The organism is Arenibacter flavimaris, from assembly GCF_030291335.1.
Classification (GTDB): domain Bacteria; phylum Bacteroidota; class Bacteroidia; order Flavobacteriales; family Flavobacteriaceae; genus Arenibacter.
This window is the reverse complement of the sequence record NZ_JASWIM010000018.1, coordinates 72,659-87,868: the sequence shown is the minus strand read 5'-3', so window position 1 is coordinate 87,868 and position 15,210 is coordinate 72,659. Positions and strand designations below refer to the sequence as shown.

The following is a 15,210-nucleotide window of genomic DNA, read 5'->3' as shown; positions in this document are numbered from 1 at the left end:
TGAGAGTTAGTTAAACATAAAACGTAACGTATTATTCGTTAACGTTAACGAATATAGTAATATATTTTATACATGTTAGGATTTTTGTAAATTTTTCATGTTAAATATTGTAATTGCCCAATATATATGGGACTTTAATGAATAATTACTATTTATTAACATAAATTAACTTAATTTTTTAATTCGTAAAAAAGCAGGTAATTATGGGTGGAATGTATAGTGTTTACAGGTCCTGCGTAAGAAATGACATGTAGGAATAGTATGAATTTTATGGCACGTTGGCTATGCCATAAATATAATTGGGCAAGGTTTTGTCTAAAAGCGGTATTTTTAGTTATATTCTGGGAATGAGGCGGTTAGAAGAGTTATTATAAATAATAATTTGTTGCCTATTTTGAAAAGGTACTCCTAAAAATTATTAGCTGGTGGAAAGTAATTATTTGGGATAGGTTTCCAATACTTTTATCTGTTCTTCAATGGCCAATTTAAATTCGGCTTTTAGGTTCGATATCAATTCTGAAACGGATTCCACATTGTCTATGGTGGTGACCCCCTGGCCAGCAGACCAAATTGTTTTCCATGCTTTGGCCTCCGTATTCAGTTCTTTCCCAAAATCTATCTTTCTGTCTTTTTTTAAATCTTCTTCCGTAATTCCGGCTGCCTTTAGGCTGGCTCCCAAAAAATTGGCATGTACACCGGATATTGCCGCAGTGTAGACCACATCGCTAGCCCCGGAGCTTATTATCATTTTTCGATATTCCTCGGGGGCCATGCTTTCTTGGGTATTAATAAACCTAGTACCCATATAGGCCAAGTCCGCTCCCATTTGTAAAGCCGATGCTATATCCCTTCCGGTACTGATGCAGCCGGAAAGTAAAATGGTTTTGTTGTAGAATTTCTTAATTTCCGCCACCAAGGACATTGGGTTTATGGTACCTGCATGGCCTCCCGCACCCGCAGAGACCAGGATTAATCCGTCTACCCCTGCTTCCGCAGCTTTTTCGGCGTGTCTTTTTTTAATAATATCATGAAAGACCAGGCCGCCATAACTATGTATTGTGTTCACTACCTGGGCTACGGCACCTAAAGAGGTAATTATTAGAGGTACTTTATGTTTTATACAAACCTTTAAATCGGCTTCCAATCTTGGATTGGTAGGATGCACAATTAGATTCACGCCATAAGGGGCTGCTTTCTTACCAGTCTCTTTTTCAAATTTTTTTAATTCGGTTTCAATTTCTGCCAACCAGTCCTCAAAACCTTCAGTGGTACGCTGATTAAGGGCAGGGAAGGTTCCCACTATGCCATTTTTACAACATTCAATGACCAATTTAGGGCCGGATATTAAAAACATGGGTGCTGCCACCACGGGCAGTGCTAGATCTTTTATAAAAGTGGCTTTTTTGCTCATTTTGACATTGGGTTTTAACGATTGGAAATATTTGGACAACCTAAAAGTATATAACTAAAATATTTAAATTTTTATAAAAAATAGTACATTTGAATTATTATGCATGCATAATAATTCAAATGTACTAAATAAAAGGGATGTATTTAAAAGAATTCGAGATTCGATGGAGCGATGTGGATGCCAATCGCCATATGGCCAATTCCGCCTATTTAAACTTTATGAGCCACACAAGGATGTCCTTCTTGATGGAAATCGGCTTTAACCAAAAGACTATGTCAAGGAACAATATCGGTCCCGTGGTTTTCCATGAGCATGTCTATTATTTTAGGGAAGCATTTTTAGGGAAACCTGTAAGGGTTTCCTTGGAATTGGTGGGGCTTAGTGAGGACGGGATGTTCTTTGAGTTTCATCATAATTTTTATGATGGAAATGGAAAGAATTTTGCCCATTGTCAGATTATGGGTGCATGGATAGACCTAAAAGCAAGAACCCTGACCGGTTTGGGCAAGGAGTTTTTAGAAGCATTTAACAAGGTGCCAAAAGGAGATGGATTTAAGGTACTTACCAAAGAGGATACAAGAAAGTTTTCGGTACGGCCTAAGGACTTGGTCTAACTTTTTTGCTTACCAGATATACACCGATCAGTACCAGGACTATTGCAAAAAACTTGACCAAAGTAAGATGGTCCTTGCCGGCTGCTATGGCAAATATAATTCCTATCAAGGGTTGCAGGTACATAAAAACACCTACAGTGGAAGCTTTTAATTGGGTAAGGGCAAATACATTGAACAAATAGGTCAAAAAGGTAGTCCCAATGATTACAAAAGCAATGGATCCAAGAGCTTCCACGGGAAGATGGTGCCATTGTATCTCTGCAAATTCTGGATATGTTATGGGAAGTGTAAGGATAAATCCAATTCCGAACATCCATTTCATAAGGGTAAAGGGATGGTATTTTTCGAGGAGTTTTTTCACTAGTATTAGGTAGAGTCCATAAGAAGTGGCGTTTACTATAAATAGAAGGTTCCCCAGTGGTATGTTGGTGGCATCCCGTCTAATTTCGGCACCAAATAAAACTAATGCAAGTGCTCCTATCAGGCCCAAAAAAACTCCAATGCCCCGCTGAAGGGTAATTTTTTCTTTGATAAATAATGCAGATAATATTACCACAAGGATTGGGGTAATGGTAATGAGCACAGCACTGTTGATTGGGGTGGAAAGGTCCAGCCCCTTAAAGAACGATAGCATATTGATTCCCATTCCAAAGAAGGCACATACAAGTAATCTGCCCCAATCCCGCCGTTCCAGCTTTTCTTTTGGACCGAAAAATGAAATGCCCCAGAATAGCAGGGTTGCGCCAAAAAGTCGCAGGAAAATAAACCCAAATGGCTTTACATAGGTGGGCATCACCCCTTTGGCGATGGTGTGGTTTATGCCATAAATGGTTGTTGCCCCCAAGGCGGCCAAGATGGCAAGGGTTCTTCTACTCACGAATTTATTCTTGCTTTGGCTGCAGCCACAACAGCTTTGCTATTTCCCACAAAAATTTCGTTGTCAATAATGATAACTGGGCGTTTTAAGAAAGTATAGTGTTCAAGGATAAGTGCCTTATAATCAGCTTCGGATAATTTTTGTTCTTTTAAATTTCGCTCTTTATACAGTCGCGCCCGCTTGCTGAACAAGCTCTCGTAGCTTCCTGACAATCGGGCCATGCTTTCCAATTGGTCCAGCGTAATGGCCTCGGCCTTTATATCTTGAAGCTTAAAATCCGAGGGTGGTTCCAGCTCTTTCAAAATTCTTTGGCAAGTATCACAAGTGCTCAGATAAAATATCTTTTTCATGTGTATTTTGTATTGTTTATGGAGATCATATGTAATTTTTTATGCATAGATATTTACAAAATGTCCAACGAAATGGTTAATGTAATCATGTTGGTTACATATTGTATAAATGTTCCTCCAAATATTTTCGCTTTGCAAAGAAACCCAATTACATTGAATTGTACTATTTTTAGCGGCAATTGTAAAAAATATCAACCCAAAAATATGTCAACTTTGGAAAACGCATTCGATGTAACGCTTCAAAACAGGAAAAAGCTTTATAAACTTTTAAAGGAGACTCCTAAGGAGGTTCTTCTACAAATCCCCCAGGGCTTTCGTAACAATATTTGGTGGAATATTGCCCATGTGGTAGTTACCCAACAACTTTTGGTGTACAAATTTAGTGGACAGCCCATTCGGATAAACGAGGTTCTGGTAGAGAAATTTAAAAAGGGTACCATACCCGATGGTACCGGTATAGAAGAGGAAATCAGTCAAGTGGCGGATTTATTATTATCCACTGTTGAATGGATGCAGGAAGACTATGGGAATGGGCTATTTGACAGCTATACGGAATATACTACTAGTGCCAATGTAACTTTAAGTTCTGTGGAAGATGCCATTATTTTCAATGTGTATCACGAAGGATTTCATCTTGGGGCTATTTTATCCTTGCTAAAGGTGGTATCCCAGGTGCGGCAGCTATAATTCCTGCTTAAATTTTAAGTAGGGTTCCAATTCCTTATATGATAAGGTTAAAACAATTGGGCCGTCCGCGTAGGACGCAATCTCATATTGCTCGTAGAACAGTTGTAGGCCTTCTTGTGTAAACCCTATGTTTTTAGGAAGATAAAATTCATCGCCCTCAAACATAAACCCAGTGGCATTTAAGGAGCCGCTTGCTGGAATTTTCTCTTGGTCCCTAAATTTGCGCTCAGCAAAACTCTGGAATTCCAAGGGGTCCTTGAATATTTCCATGGGTTCCATTTCCACCTCTTTTATCTTATCAAAATTTAAAAATCGGGTAGAGGAAAAACCGTGGGCCCCACCGGTAAAGGAATAGGAATTGACCTGAGTGGTCAGTATGTTTTTATCCTCATAGGTTACTTTGCCGTCAACATCGGCCTCCCAGCCAACCGGCTCATCGGGATACATTTTTTTTAATTCCAAATATCCATTTTTAAAGGATTGGATGGCCTCCTCCATGTTGGTAGCTTCCACTTCATCATCATAAATAAGCAAGGATATTACTTCTTCCTGTACCGAGGTGTTTATGATGTGGCTAATGGGTGTATCATCCAAGGCCTTGGGAATGTGGATAGTAACTTTTGGGCAATTGATGCAATTTTCCGATATAAGCTCAAAGGGTTCAAAAGTGAGCCGATTGTCCTTTTCACAATTCCATAAAAGTAAAGCAATCAATAAATAGGCGAATCCAATCTTCATAAAAGTAATTACTTAAGATAAGTGCAAAGCTACAATATCATTGTATTCCCAAAAAGATAAAGGTACTTTTGTGTATAGAAATTTAGATATGGGTAAAAAACAATTAAAATTCAATAGCAGGACAATTCATGGAGGACAGGCTCCAGATGCGGCCTATGGTGCGGTTATGCCTCCCATCTATCAAACCTCTACCTATGCCCAAAGTACTCCGGGAGGCCATAAGGGATATGAATATTCCAGAAGTGCCAACCCAACAAGGACGGCTTTGGAGAGTTCCTTGGCCAGTATAGAGAACGGGAATTATGGTTTGGCTTTTGGTAGTGGATTGGCCGCCATTGATGCGGTTATTAAATTATTGAGTCCTGGGGATGAGGTTATTTCCACCAGTGACCTGTACGGAGGTAGTTATCGGATTTTTAAAACGATTTTTGAAAAATACGGAATCGTTTTCCACTTTGTGGGGATGCAGGATACTGTAGAAATAGCCAAACACATTAGCGTTAAAACCAAGCTTATTTGGGTGGAGACCCCCACGAACCCAATGATGAATATTATTGATATTAAGTCGGTTTCCCAATTGGCAAGAAAACACAAAATCCTACTTGCAGTGGACAATACTTTTGCGACGCCCTATCTGCAGCTGCCTTTGGATTTAGGGGCCGATATTGTAATGCACTCCGCCACCAAATATCTTGGGGGTCATAGTGATGTAGTCCTAGGGGCATTGGTGGTCAGGGATAAGGAACTGGCAGAACAATTGTATTTTATTCAAAATGCAAGTGGGGCCGTGTGTGGGCCGATGGATAGTTTTTTGGTGCTTCGTGGAATAAAAACCCTGCACGTAAGGATGCAGAGGCATTGCGAAAATGCGAGGGCAATAGCGGAATTTTTGGCAAATCATCCAAAAATTGAAAATGTATTTTGGCCAGGGTTTCCAGATCATCCCAATCATGAAGTGGCAAAAAGGCAAATGAAGGATTTTGGGGGCATGATCTCCTTTGTTCCAAAAGGGGGGCATTATCAAGAAGCCATTAAAATTGTTGAAAAACTACAGCTATTTACCCTTGCGGAATCCTTAGGCGGGGTGGAAAGTTTGGCAGGTCATCCGGCTAGTATGACACATGCCAGCATTCCGAAGGAGGTAAGGGAAAAAAGTGGGGTGGTAGATGCCTTGATAAGACTTAGTGTGGGTATAGAGGATAAGGAAGATTTAATTGAGGACTTGCGCCAAGCTATAGAATAAATATGTTATCAAATTTTAAAAAAAACAGGGGTTACATTATAGAAATAATATAATTTTGCCCTTAAACTCAATATTTATCAACAATTAGCAATAAATCAGATTTTATGGAAGACAAGATAAATGCCTTTATGGAGGAGGTAAAAGGGCGTAATAGTCATGAGCCGGAATTCATACAAGCTGTGCAAGAAGTGGCAGAAACCGTTATTCCCTACATTAGTAATAATGAAATTTACAATGGCAAGAATATACTTTTAAGAATGGTGGAGCCGGAAAGGTTAATATCCTTTAGGGTTTCCTGGGTGGATGATGGTGGTCAAATACATGTAAATAGAGGCTATAGGATTCAAATGAATTCCGCGATTGGTCCATATAAAGGCGGGCTTAGGTTTCATCCTACCGTAAATGCAAGTGTTCTAAAATTCCTGGCCTTTGAGCAAGTTTTTAAAAATAGCCTAACTACCCTGCCTATGGGGGGAGGGAAAGGAGGGTCTGATTTTGATCCAAAAGGAAAATCGGACGATGAAGTAATGCGGTTTTGCCATGCGTTTATGACGGAACTTTCTAGGCACATTGGGCCCAATACGGACGTTCCTGCGGGGGATATAGGTGTTGGCGCAAGGGAAATAGGATTCTTGTTCGGAATGTATAAAAAGATCAGAAATGAATTTACCGGGGTTTTAACTGGGAAGGGTCTTTCTTGGGGAGGATCTAAAATACGTCCAGAAGCAACAGGTTATGGTGCCGTTTATTTCGCGCAAAATATGTTGCAATCCAAAAATGATGATGTTAAGGGCAAGACGGTAGTAATTTCCGGTTCTGGAAATGTAGCGCAATATGCCGCTGAAAAAGTAATTCAATTGGGGGGCAAGGTAGTTACCCTTTCGGATTCTGGAGGCTATATCTACGATAAGGATGGTATTGATGAGGAAAAACTGGCCTTTATTATGGATATTAAAAACAGAAAACGCGGAAGGATATCCGATTATCTGGAAAAATATACATCCGCAGAATTTCATAAAGGCAAAACACCATGGGAGGTGCCATGTAAAATAGCCTTACCCTGTGCAACCCAAAATGAATTGGATGGGAAGGATGCCAAGACCTTGCTGAAAAATGGATGTATCTGTGTGGCCGAAGGAGCCAATATGCCATCTACCCCAGAGGCGATACATGCCTTTCATGAAGCTAGAGTACTATTTGCCCCGGGAAAGGCGTCCAATGCCGGTGGGGTGGCCACCTCAGGTTTGGAAATGTCACAGAACTCCTTGCGGATTAGTTGGACCCGGGAAGAAGTGGATGAGCGGCTTCAAAAAATAATGAAGGATATTCACGATTCCTGTATAGAATATGGAATGGACGACGATGGATATTGCAACTATGTAAAGGGAGCTAATATTGCCGGGTTCGTAAAAGTTGCCGACGCCATGTTGGCACAGGGAGTAATTTAAGACTTGTATGTCGATATAAATGGAACTTGGGAATTAACGTGTAAATGTTTTTCGGGACCCTTATGGTTTTCATGGCCTTAAGGGTCTCTTTGTGTTATCTTTGTTCCAAGATATAAATGTAATGCAGGTTGCTACCAAAGGAATTGTTTTAACATCCATTAAATATGGGGATACTAGTTTAATAGTCCGGATATTTACGTTTTCTGATGGAATGAAGTCTTATCTGTTGAGAGGGATTCTTGCTTCAAAAAAAGGCAAGTTAAAAACAGCCTACTTTCAACCTTTGCTTCAATTGGATCTGATTGCCTCCCATAAGAATAAGGGAACTTTGGAAAGCATTACCGAAGCCAAGGTGGGTTATCATTACCAGTCACTACATACGGATATTGCCAAGAATGCCCTAACATTTTTTTTGGCAGAAATGTTGGGCAACAGTATACACGAGGAAGAGGCCAATGAAAGTTTGTTCCACTTTATTGAAGCGGCCCTTCAGTGGTTGGATGCCCATAACGAATTTGCTAATTTTCATCTCTATTTTGTACTGTCATTGACCAAGTATTTTGGTTTTTACCCGGACACCAATAATATGGATAATTTGTACTTTGACCTTTTGGAGGGGGAGTTTGTAAAATCGCCATCCTTAAACCCTATTCTGGATGGGGAGAATTTAAAACACTTTAAAGAGCTTTTGGGCATAAATTTTGATACACTACATACTATTAAACTTAACAAAAAGAACCGTCAGGAACTCTTGAAAAATCTTGTCCTATATTTTGAATTACATTTGCAGGGATTTAGAAAACCAAAGTCATTGGCCGTGTTAAATGAAGTTTTTAGCTGATATGCAAAAGATTGTTCTCATAGTTGTCCTCCTATTATTTAAAGGTGTATTGGGGCAGGAAATTGTAATTATGGACGAGGAGGACCATCAGCCGATACCCAACGTAATTGTTTATAATTTGGATAAATCCAAAACGGCCCTTTCCGATTTTGACGGCATATGCGATCTTTCTAATTTTGATCATAACGAAAGGATTACCTTCACACATATTGGCTATCAGAGCTATAAAGGCACCAAGTCCCAATTGCTTAGAAAAGGAAAACTTTACCTTGCATTGATTGCGGAACAGTTGGATGAGGTGGTGATGTCTATCTCAAAATGGGAGCAGCAAAAAAAGGACATTCCTCAGAAAATATCCCTAATGAACGCCAAAACCATAGAATTTACAGCCTCCCAAACCTCGGCAGACCTCCTTCAAAATAGTGGAAAAGTCTTTGTACAGAAAAGTCAGCTTGGGGGCGGAAGTCCTATGATAAGAGGTTTTGCAACCAATAGATTATTGCTTTCCGTAGACGGCGTTCGCATGAACAATGCCATTTTTAGGGGGGGTAATGTTCAAAATGTGATTTCAATTGATCCCTTTACCATTAAAAGTACCGAGGTTATTTTTGGTCCTGGCTCAGTAATTTATGGTTCCGATGCTATTGGGGGGGTCATGAATTTTTACACCAACAATCCTCAATTTTCCAAGACCGATAGCATACAGTTCTCGGGGAAATCAAATTACAGATACTCCTCGGCCAATAACGAAAATACCGTTCATGTGGATTTCAATTTTGGCAAAAGGGAATGGGCGTTTTTGAGCAGTCTTACCTATAACAACTTTGGAGATCTAAAAATGGGGACCCATGGGCCAACTTCCTATTTAAGGAAAAGTTACGTTGTTACCGAAAATGGACAGGATGGGCTAAGGGAAAATAAAAACCCTAAAAACCAGGTACCCTCGGGTTATGATCAAATTAATATAATGCAAAAAGTGCTCTTTAGGCCCAATAGCAATTGGAATATAAATCTAAGCGCATATTATTCCGAAACTTCCGATTATTCCAGATATGATAGGCTTATTAGGCCATCCAAGGACGGGCTTGGCCTGCGTTCCGCTGAATGGTACTATGGCCCGCAGAAATGGTTTATGGGGAACCTGCAATTCTATAAAAATGGCAAGGGAAAGTTTTATGACGGATTAAAAATAAACACTGCCTATCAGAATTTTGGGGAAAGTAGGAACGACAGGGGTTTTGGCGAGGTCATTAGGTATGGGACCAAGGAGAATGTGGATGCTATTTCCACGAACGTGGATTTTGAGAATAAGCGCATTGGTAATCTTAGGCTTTACTATGGGGGGGAATACATATATAATAAAATTGGTTCCACAGCTAATGAGTATAACATAGAGACCAGGGTTACTTTACCTGGCGCATCCAGATATCCTGACAATTCCACCTGGCAAACTCTTGCCGGTTATGTTAGTGGTGAACTACGGGCCAAACCCAATTTTACTTTTCTATCCGGGTTGAGATATAGCCATGTGTGGATAGATGCAGTTTTTGATCAAACTTTTTATTCTTTTCCCTTTAATGATGCCGATCTCAGTACTGGCGCCTTAACCGGAAGCTTGGGATTTAGTTGGTTCCCTAAAGCGGATCTGCAATTGACCTTTAATGGATCAACAGGATTTAGGGCCCCGAACGTAGATGATGTTGGTAAGATATTTGATTCTGAGCCAGGGTCCGTAGTAGTTCCCAACCCAGATTTGGAGCCGGAGTATGCCTATAACTTAGAAGTTGGGATCCAGAAAAACTTTAATGATAGATGGATGTTAAAAGCGGCCTCCTTCTATACTTATTTGGTAGATGCCCTTGTTCGTCGGGACTTTCAATTTAATGGGAATAGCCAAATAGTTTACAATGGGGAATTGCATAATGTCCAGGCAATACAGAATGCGGCAAAGGCCTATGTTTATGGTTTTGAATTTGGTGTGGACGCCTTTTTAACCGAAAGCCTATCGGTGAATGCCAACCTTACCCTCACCCAAGGGATAGAGGAAGAGCAGGATGGTACCGATACCCCGGGAAGACATGTGGCCCCAACTTTTGGCGATTTTCACATAGTCTGGAAGGGTCAAAAATTGAAAACCGATCTCTTTGCCAACTTCAATGGGGAAATAAGCTATGAGGATATGTCAATGTCCGAAAAAACAAAGGACTATATATATGCAGTAGATTCAGACGGCAATCCTTACTCACCATCCTGGTATACCTTAAATCTTAGATCGCAATACCAATTCTCCAACGCTTTTAAGCTTACCGCGAATTTGGAAAATATCACGGACCAGAGGTACCGTTCCTATTCCTCCGGAATAGTGGCGCCCGGAATTAATTTAATTTTGGGAGTGGGCTATTCGTTTTAAAAAAAAAGTCCGATATTCATATATCGGACTTTTATTTCAATGAAAGTAGGGAAGATTATTCCTGTACTTTCTCTTTTGCTTCCTTGGCAGCTGCCTTGGTCTTCTCTGCAGCTTTGGTTGCGGCATCTTTTACCTCGTCACCTACCTCCTTGGCAGCAGTTTTGGTTTTGTCTACTGCATTGGTAGCGGCACCCTTAATATCCTCACCTACTTCCTTGGCAGCATCACCGGCCTTATCCATAGCTTCGCTTCCGGCCTCTTTCATGTCATCGCCCATTTCTTTTGCACTGTCCATGGCTTCTGAGGCAGCTCCTTTAACCTCTTCCCCAACTTTTTTCATATCGTCACCAACTTCCTTTAGAGCTTCATTGGTTTCTTCCATGGCATCCTTGGCCTTGTCCTTTGTTTCCCTACAGGATACAAACGAAACGCTGAGGGCAATCATCAAAATTGAACTTAAAATTACTTTTTTCATGTTGTTAGTTTTAGAAATTAATTTGAATCTGATACCAGTATATACGGATGAATTGGGCATAAAGACCATATTTATCGCCCAAAGGCTAAAAATATATAAGAAAATCAATCATTTAGGATTCTGTAAATCAGGATTATAGACAAGAATTCAATTTTAGGACGATTTTGTAAGTTGGGGAAGACTGAACTTGATGGCCTCCTCCAACAAGAACACTTTTCATGATACCTTTAAAGGGTTGGCCAATGCCAACAATACATTGGACGGGATTATTGTATAAGCCTGTGGAAAAGGAACCTTTAATGCCGATCTTGAAACACAGGAAAAAGGGGAGGGCGAAGTTGTCTTTGCCAATGCCCTAAGCAGTGCGGAAGTAAAAGGCCTAAGTGGAGATCCTATTAGTCTGGATTTTTTGGAGGAAGGGGAATACGAATTGATTTTTGCTTCCTATAAAGAAGATGACAACAGCGAGTTCTACTTCAATGCTTTGTTGAATGTGGAGTCTACCACAGGGCTTAATTTAGGGGCTATAGAGGTAAGATCTGCCCTCCAAATAAGCGCAAATGTTACCGTAACCGGGACAAAATAATTTCAACAACATACAAAAATTTTAAAAAGCTCCTTTTCGAAGGGGCTTTTTGCTTTTAACAGAATCATTTTACGCTAAAAATCATTAGTTTTGCAAACTTAAAATGTAGCATTAGAAGCTGTTATTATGAAGTTTGCAGAATACAAGGGTTTAGATTTACCGAAAGTCGCTGAGGAAGTATTGCGCTATTGGAAGGAGAACAATGTTTTTGAGAAAAGTGTTACAAGCAGGGAAGGCAGGGATAGTTTTGTTTTCTTTGAAGGGCCACCTTCTGCAAACGGATTGCCCGGTATTCACCATGTAATGGCCAGGACCATTAAGGATATTTTTCCGCGTTATAAGACCATGAAGGGGTTTCAGGTAAAACGCAAGGCCGGATGGGATACCCACGGACTCCCTATAGAGTTGGGTGTGGAGAAGGAATTGGGAATCACCAAGGAAGATATCGGCACCAAAATATCCGTTGAAGAATACAATGCAGCCTGTAAGAAGGCCGTGATGCGGTATACGGATGTGTGGAACTCCATGACCGAAAGAGTTGGCTATTGGGTGGATATGGAGGACCCATACATTACCTACAAATCCAAATACATGGAATCTGTTTGGTGGCTGCTTAAGCAGATTTACGACAAAGGACTTATTTATAAAGGATACACCATACAACCTTATTCGCCAAAAGCAGGGACCGGATTAAGTTCCCATGAGCTAAATCAGCCAGGAACCTATCAAGACGTTACCGATACAACTGTGGTGGCCCAATTTAGGACGATCAAGGAAACACTACCACCAAACTTTAGGGAGGTGCCAGGAGAGATGTTCTTTTTGGCATGGACGACCACGCCTTGGACATTGCCATCCAATACGGCATTGACCGTAGGCCCCAAGATTGAGTATGTTGTTGTTAAAACCTTCAATCAATATACCTTTGAACCCATACATGTTGTCTTGGCCAAATCCCTGGTAGGAAAGCAATTTGGGGGTAAATTTTATGAAGCGGAAAGCGATGCCGATTTTGAAAAATACTCCTCTGCAGATAAGAAAATACCCTATAAAATTATAGAAAGTGCCACGGGCCAGGAACTTGTTGGAATAAAATATGAGCAATTGTTGGGGTATGCGCTACCATATCAAAATCCAGAGAATGCCTTTAGGGTAATTGCAGGTGATTTTGTTACCACAGAAGACGGTACGGGTATTGTACATACGGCGCCAACTTTTGGAGCGGATGATGCCCTGGTGGCAAAATTGGCAGAACCGGAAATACCGCCTATGTTGGTTTTGGATGAAAATAACAATCCAGTTCCTTTAGTAGACCTACAAGGGAGGTTTAGACCCGAAATGGGAGAGTATGCCGGTAAGTATGTTAAAAATGAATACTATGATGATGGTGAGGCTCCGGAACGGTCGGTAGATGTAGAGATCGCTATTAAACTTAAAGAAGAAAACAGGGCCTTTAAGGTGGAAAAATACGTTCACAGTTATCCCAACTGCTGGCGTACGGATAAACCAATCCTTTACTATCCTTTGGATTCTTGGTTTATAAAGGTCACCGATGTCAAGGATAGGATGTTCAATCTTAACCAAACCATTAATTGGAAACCCAAGGCTACAGGAGAAGGAAGATTTGGAAATTGGCTGGCCAATGCCAATGATTGGAACTTGTCCCGTTCCCGTTATTGGGGCATTCCCTTGCCTATTTGGCGTACGGAAGATGGCAAGGAAGAACTGATGATCGGTTCTGTGGCCGAACTCAAGGAAGAAATGCAAAAAGCCTTAACAGCAGGAGTTCTTGAAAAAGACATTTTTGACGATTTTGTTGTAGGTGATATGAGCGAGGCCAATTATGATAAAATTGACCTTCATAAGAATATTGTGGATCAGATAATCTTGGTGTCTGCCACGGGAAAACCAATGAGGAGGGAAAGTGACTTGATAGATGTTTGGTTCGATAGTGGTTCTATGCCCTATGCACAATGGCACTACCCATTTGAAAATAAGGATTTAATAGATGAAGGAAAGACTTTTCCAGCCGATTTTATAGCGGAAGGTGTCGATCAGACCCGTGGTTGGTTTTACACCCTACATGCTATTGCCACGATGGTTTTTGATTCTGTGGCTTATAAAAATGTGGTTTCCAATGGTCTGGTGTTGGACAAGGAAGGTAAGAAAATGTCCAAGCGTCTGGGCAATGCAGTAGACCCATTTGAAACCATGGATGAGTTTGGGGCCGATGCCACTCGATGGTATATGATATCCAATGCAAATCCATGGGATAATTTAAAGTTCGATGTGGAGGGTATTGCAGAGGTGAAACGCAAGTTTTTTGGCACCTTGTACAATACCTACTCTTTCTTTGCCCTGTATACCAACATTGATGGTTTTGATTATTCGGAAGCGGATATACCATTACATGAAAGACCAGAAATAGATCAATGGATTATTTCGGAATTGCACTCCCTTATCCAAACTGTGGACGAGGCTTATGAAGATTACGAACCTACCAAGGCAACTAGGGCCATATCGGACTATGTGCAGGAAAACTTAAGTAATTGGTATGTGCGCTTGAGCAGAAGGCGTTTTTGGAAGGGCGACTATCAGAAAGATAAGATATCGGCTTACCAAACACTGTATACCTGTTTAACCACCGTGGCAAAACTTTCTGCACCGGTAGCGCCGTTTTACATGGACAGATTATACAAGGATTTAACCAATACGACACGTAAGGAGCCTTTTGAAAGTGTACATTTGGCCGATTTCCCTGAATATGATGCCGCATTGGTGAATAAGCAATTGGAAAGTAAAATGGCCAAGGCGCAGACCATATCATCCTTGGTTCTATCCATTCGCCAGAAAGAGAAGATCAAGGTACGTCAGCCCTTGCAAAAGATTATGATTCCCGTATTGGATGAAAAACAGAGGTTGGAAATTGAAGCGGTTGCAGAGTTGATAAAGTCCGAAGTGAATGTGAAAGAGATAGAATTGTTGGATGATGCTTCCGGAATACTTGTAAAACAAATTAAGCCAAACTTTAAAACCTTAGGGCCTAAGTTTGGGAAGGATATGAAGTTGATTGCCAGTGCTGTAGCGCAATTGCAACAGGATGATATCCAAAAAATTGAACAGGAAGGCGAAATTTTGCTGCATTTGGATAATAAAAGTATTACTTTACAGTTACAGGATGTAGAAATTTCCTCCCAGGATATAGAAGGTTGGTTGGTAGCAAGTTCAGGTCCAATAACAGTGGCCTTGGATGTTTCTATCAATGAGGACCTTAGAAAGGAAGGTATTGCTAGGGAACTAGTCAATAGAATTCAGAACCTGAGAAAGGAATCGGGTTTTGAAGTGACAGATAAAATAGATATTAAATTATTGAAAAATGGATTTGTCCAGGACGCGGTAGAAAGTAATATGGCATATATTAAAACCGAGACCTTGGCAGCAGAACTTAATTTTGAAGAGAGCTTGGACATGGGAATAGTAATAGCTTTCGATGAAGTTAATACCAGATTGTTTATAGTAAAACACTAAGA

General features: G+C 40.5%; 13 protein-coding genes. 8 read left to right on the top strand and 5 right to left on the bottom strand.

The window, feature by feature from the left end:
* Positions 1–436: 436 nt before the first annotated feature.
* Positions 437–1,411 carry an NAD(P)H-dependent flavin oxidoreductase gene (locus QSE00_RS14345; protein ID WP_286106470.1) on the bottom strand — a complete coding sequence of 325 codons (975 nt, stop codon included), beginning with the start codon at positions 1,409–1,411 and terminating at the stop codon, positions 437–439.
* Positions 1,412–1,548: 137 nt separating this feature from the next.
* On the opposite strand from QSE00_RS14345, the gene QSE00_RS14340 reads away from it, so the two are divergent.
* Positions 1,549–2,025: an acyl-CoA thioesterase gene (locus QSE00_RS14340; RefSeq protein WP_110354419.1), complete on the top strand. Its 477-nt coding sequence runs from the start codon at positions 1,549–1,551 to the stop codon at positions 2,023–2,025.
* On the opposite strand, the gene QSE00_RS14335 is transcribed toward QSE00_RS14340, so the two are convergent.
* Both QSE00_RS14335 and QSE00_RS14330 read right to left on the bottom strand, forming a co-directional pair.
* Positions 2,009–2,902 (bottom strand): DMT family transporter, encoded by an 894-nt coding sequence (locus tag QSE00_RS14335; protein ID WP_110354420.1) that lies wholly within the window; start codon positions 2,900–2,902, stop codon positions 2,009–2,011. The genes QSE00_RS14340 and QSE00_RS14335 overlap by 17 nt on opposite strands.
* Positions 2,899–3,252, bottom strand: coding sequence for an arsenate reductase family protein (locus QSE00_RS14330; protein WP_286106468.1), 354 nt, complete (start codon positions 3,250–3,252; stop codon positions 2,899–2,901). Before QSE00_RS14330 ends, QSE00_RS14335 begins: the two co-directional genes overlap by 4 nt.
* A 204-nt stretch (positions 3,253–3,456) precedes the next feature.
* Between QSE00_RS14330 and QSE00_RS14325 the strand changes: the two genes are divergently transcribed.
* Positions 3,457–3,939 (top strand): DinB family protein, encoded by a 483-nt coding sequence (locus QSE00_RS14325; RefSeq protein WP_459076842.1) that lies wholly within the window; start codon positions 3,457–3,459, stop codon positions 3,937–3,939.
* Here the strand turns inward: QSE00_RS14325 and QSE00_RS14320 are convergent.
* Positions 3,934–4,677: a DUF3298 and DUF4163 domain-containing protein gene (locus tag QSE00_RS14320; RefSeq protein WP_286106466.1), complete on the bottom strand. Its 744-nt coding sequence runs from the start codon at positions 4,675–4,677 to the stop codon at positions 3,934–3,936. The genes QSE00_RS14325 and QSE00_RS14320 overlap by 6 nt on opposite strands.
* Positions 4,678–4,765: 88 nt before the next feature.
* Here QSE00_RS14320 and QSE00_RS14315 point away from each other — a divergent pair, with 88 nt between their 5' ends.
* The 4 genes from QSE00_RS14315 to QSE00_RS14300 all read left to right on the top strand — a co-directional run bounded on the left by QSE00_RS14315 (position 4,766) and on the right by QSE00_RS14300 (position 10,619).
* Positions 4,766–5,920, top strand: coding sequence for a cystathionine gamma-synthase (locus tag QSE00_RS14315; protein WP_110354787.1), 1,155 nt, complete (start codon positions 4,766–4,768; stop codon positions 5,918–5,920).
* A gap of 104 nt (positions 5,921–6,024) precedes the next feature.
* Positions 6,025–7,368: an NADP-specific glutamate dehydrogenase gene (gdhA, locus tag QSE00_RS14310; protein WP_110354423.1), complete on the top strand. Its 1,344-nt coding sequence runs from the start codon at positions 6,025–6,027 to the stop codon at positions 7,366–7,368.
* A 121-nt stretch (positions 7,369–7,489) separates the two neighbouring features.
* Complete coding sequence (gene recO / locus QSE00_RS14305) at positions 7,490–8,209, top strand: DNA repair protein RecO (protein ID WP_110354424.1); 720 nt, start codon at positions 7,490–7,492, stop codon at positions 8,207–8,209.
* Between the two features lies 1 nt (position 8,210).
* A complete protein-coding gene (locus QSE00_RS14300) occupies positions 8,211–10,619 on the top strand; it encodes a TonB-dependent receptor (protein ID WP_286106465.1) in 2,409 nt (802 codons plus the stop codon).
* Positions 10,620–10,674: 55 nt separating this feature from the next.
* Here QSE00_RS14300 and QSE00_RS14295 read toward each other — a convergent pair whose 3' ends face one another.
* Entirely contained in the window at positions 10,675–11,094 is a 420-nt protein-coding gene (locus QSE00_RS14295; RefSeq protein WP_110354425.1) for a hypothetical protein, read from the bottom strand.
* Between the two features lie 409 nt (positions 11,095–11,503).
* Here QSE00_RS14295 and QSE00_RS14290 point away from each other — a divergent pair, with 409 nt between their 5' ends.
* Positions 11,504–11,680, top strand: a complete 177-nt coding sequence (locus QSE00_RS14290; RefSeq protein WP_286106464.1) for a hypothetical protein — start codon at positions 11,504–11,506, stop codon at positions 11,678–11,680.
* A 126-nt stretch (positions 11,681–11,806) separates the two neighbouring features.
* Entirely contained in the window at positions 11,807–15,208 is a 3,402-nt protein-coding gene (ileS, locus tag QSE00_RS14285) for an isoleucine--tRNA ligase (RefSeq protein ID WP_286106463.1), read from the top strand.
* Positions 15,209–15,210 lie beyond the last annotated feature (2 nt).